The organism is Sphingobium phenoxybenzoativorans (assembly GCF_001757355.1).
Taxonomy (GTDB): Bacteria; Pseudomonadota; Alphaproteobacteria; order Sphingomonadales; family Sphingomonadaceae; genus Sphingobium; species Sphingobium phenoxybenzoativorans.
The window spans coordinates 1-3,485 of record NZ_MINO01000149.1 but is presented as its reverse complement, the minus strand read 5'-3'; the positions used below and the strand labels follow the sequence as shown (position 1 = coordinate 3,485).

The 3,485-nt window shown below is 65.0% G+C and carries 2 protein-coding genes; one reads left to right on the top strand and one right to left on the bottom strand.

Going from position 1 to position 3,485, the window contains the following annotated elements; translation table 11 throughout:
- Positions 1–127: 127 nt before the first annotated feature.
- Positions 128–2,389, bottom strand: a complete 2,262-nt coding sequence (locus tag BHQ40_RS24335; protein WP_070158265.1) for an NADP-dependent malic enzyme — start codon at positions 2,387–2,389, stop codon at positions 128–130.
- 185 nt (positions 2,390–2,574) lie between these two features.
- On the opposite strand from BHQ40_RS24335, the gene BHQ40_RS24330 reads away from it, so the two are divergent.
- A partial coding sequence (locus BHQ40_RS24330) for a MutS N-terminal domain-containing protein (RefSeq protein ID WP_494338035.1) occupies positions 2,575–3,485 on the top strand: 911 nt, incomplete at its 3' end.

Below are 3,485 nucleotides of genomic sequence, written 5' to 3'. Positions count from 1 at the left end.
CCTGATGCGGGATCCATGAGCCGCAATCATTGCCTGAATGCTCTACAGTCGAGCTGATAGATACCGGGTCAAGCCTGGCACGACGGCAACATGCCACGGAAAACAGCCATAGCCGGCATCGCCTCAATCAGAGCGCGATGCCGCCCGCCGCCAGCACCGCCAGCGTCACCAGTTCCGATGCGGTCGATCCCATCGTTGCGATCTGCACCGGCTTTTCCATGCCGACCAGCATCGGCCCGATCACGGAGTCCCCGCCCAGTTCGCGCAGCAGCTTCGCCGAAATATTGGCGGACTGCAGGCCCGGCATGATCAGCACGTTCGCGGGACCGGACAGGCGGCTGAACGGGAAGCTTTTCATGACGGCCGGATTCAACGCCACGTCCGGCGCCATCTCGCCCTCATATTCGAAATCGACATTGCGCGTGTCGAGGATCGACACCGCCTCGCGCACATTGCTCAGCCATTCGCCCATCGGATTGCCGAAGGTTGAGTAGGAGAGGAAGGCGACGCGCGGTTCATGCCCCATGCGGCGGGCGACGGCGGCCGTGCCCTCGGCAATGTTGGCCAGTTCCTGCGCGGTCGGCCGTTCGTTGACCGTGGTGTCGGCCATGAACACCGTGTGGCTGCGGCCGACAAGCACATGGATGCCGAATGCCGTGCGCCCTTCCACCGGGCCGATCACGCGCCGCACCTCGCGCATCGACTGCGCATAGGTGCGGGTGACGCCGGTGATCATCGCATCCGCTTCGCCCAGGCGCAGCAGCAGCGCGCCGAAGATATTGCGGTCGCGGTTCACCATCCGCTCGCAGTCGCGGCGCAGATAGCCCCGGCGCTGCAACCGCTGGTACAGCAGGTCGACCATGGCGGGGACCAGCGGCGAATTGACGCTGTTGTGCACCTCGAAACTGTGCGGGTCGGAAACGCCCAGCGCCCGCAGCCGGTCATAGACGTCCTGCCGCCCGACCAGCACCGGGATGCCATATCCGCCGTCGCGGAACTGGATCGCCGCGCGCAGCATCACTTCTTCCTCGGCCTCGGCAAAGACCACGCGCTTGGGTTCCGCGCGCGCGCCTTCATAGGCGAGCGTCAGGACGGAGGTCGTGGGATTGAGTCGGGCCTTCAGCGACTCGCGATAGGCGTCCATGTCGGCGATCGGCTTCTGCGCCACGCCGGTATCCATCGCGGCCTGCGCCACGGCGGCGGAGACGACCTCCATCAAACGCGGGTCGAAGGGCGCGGGGATGATATAGTCGTTGCCGAAGCTGTGCAGCTTGCCATAGGCTTTCGCGACTTCCTCCGGCACCTGCTGGCGGGCGAGGGCGGCGATGGCCTGCGCGGCGGCGATCTTCATTTCCTCATTGATCGCCGTGGCCCGCACATCCAGCGCGCCGCGGAAGATGAACGGGAAGCCCAGCACATTGTTGACCTGGTTGGGATAGTCCGACCGGCCGGTGGCGATGATCGCATCGGGGCGCACCGCCTTTGCGTCGGGCGGCGTGATCTCCGGGTCGGGATTGGCCATGGCGAAGATGATCGGCTTGTCCGCCATCTCCTTGACCATATGCCCTTTCAGCGCGCCTGCGGCCGACAGGCCCAGGAACACGTCCGCGCCCTTCAGCGCTTCTTCCAGGGTGCGCGCTTCGGTCTTGGTCGCATGGGCGGACTTCCACTGGTCCATGCTCTCGGTGCGGCCCTGATAGATGACGCCGGACCGGTCGCACATGATCACGCGGTCGGCGGGAACGCCCATCGCCTTGATCAGTTCGGTGCAGGCGATGGCCGCCGCGCCCGCACCGTTCACCACCACGGACACGTTGCGGATGTCCCGGCCGGTCAGGTGCAGCGCGTTGATCAGGCCCGCCGCACAGATGATCGCCGTGCCATGCTGGTCGTCATGCATGACCGGGATGTTCATCCGCTCTTTCAGCGCGGCTTCGATCATGAAGCATTCCGGCGCCTTGATGTCCTCAAGGTTGATGCCGCCAAAGCTGGGTTCCAGCAGGGCGACCGCATCGATGAACGCCTGCGGGTCTTCGGTCCCGACTTCGATGTCAATGGAATCGACGTCGGCGAACCGCTTGAACAGCACCGACTTGCCTTCCATCACCGGCTTGGACGCCAGCGCGCCCAGATTGCCCAGGCCCAGGATCGCCGTACCGTTGGAAATCACCGCGACCAGATTGCCCTTGGCGGTATAGTCATAGGCGCATGCCGGGTCCTCCGCGATCGCGCGCACCGGCACCGCGACGCCGGGGGAATAGGCGAGCGAAAGGTCGCGCTGCGTCGCCATCGGCTTCGATGCAATGATCTCGATCTTGCCCGGCCGGCCGGCCGAATGGAAAAAGAGAGCTTCGCGCTCGGAAAATTCGACGTTGGATTTTTCGGTCATATCTCGCCCATCAGCGGGGTTCATAACTGCATTGCTGCGTTCATGCCTGCCCTAGCGGCATTTTTGCCAATTCGACAAGCGTAAGCCGTCAATTTCTATCCTCTTTCGATCCGGCGGCCGACCCGCTATCGCTGCGCACAATGGATCAGCCCGCCGCTCAACCCACTCCTGCAGCCATGACGCCCATGATGGTGCAATATTTCGCCCTGAAGGCAGAGGCGGAGGATTGCCTGCTTTTCTATCGCATGGGCGACTTCTTCGAATTGTTCTTCGACGATGCGAAAGCGGCGGCGGCGACGCTGGATATCGCGCTGACATCGCGCGGGGAGCATGGGGGGGCGCCTATCCCGATGTGCGGCGTGCCCGTGCATAGCGCGGAAATGTATCTCGCCCGCCTGATCCGCGCAGGGCATCGCGTGGCGATTGCGGAGCAGACGGAAACCCCCGCCCAGGCCAAGGCGCGCGGGTCGAAGGCGCTCGTCGGCCGCGCCATCGTGCGCTACGTCACGGCCGGAACGCTGACCGAAGATGCGCTGCTGGATTCGCGCTCCGACAATATTCTCGCGGCGGTTGCGCAGGTGGGGGGGGCGGGCGGCGCGATCGGTATTGCCGCCGCCGATATCTCGACCGGACGGTTCGAAACGCTGGTCATTACGGAATCGCAACTATCGGCCGAAATCGCGCGTCTCCGGCCCAGCGAAATCATCCACACCGTCGCGTTCACCATCGCATTAGAGGACGCGCATCTGTTCGAGGCCAGCGCCTTCGACAGCGGCCGGATCGACGCCTTCCTGTCCCGCTGCTGGGGCATCGCCACGCTGGACGGCTTCGGCCAGTTCTCCCGCGCCGAACGCTCCGCCATGTCCGGCCTGCTCTCCTATCTCGATCATGCGGGGAAGGGGACGCTGCCTTTTCTCGCCCCGCCGGTGCAGCGGACTGCGGGCACGCATCTGTCGATCGACGCAGCGACGCGCGAGAGCCTGGAGATTGTCCAGACGATGACTGGTCAGCGCGGCGGCAGCCTGCTCGGCGCGATCGACCGGACGGTGACTGGCGCGGGCGCGCGGCTGCTTGCCTCTGACCTTGCCGCGCCGCT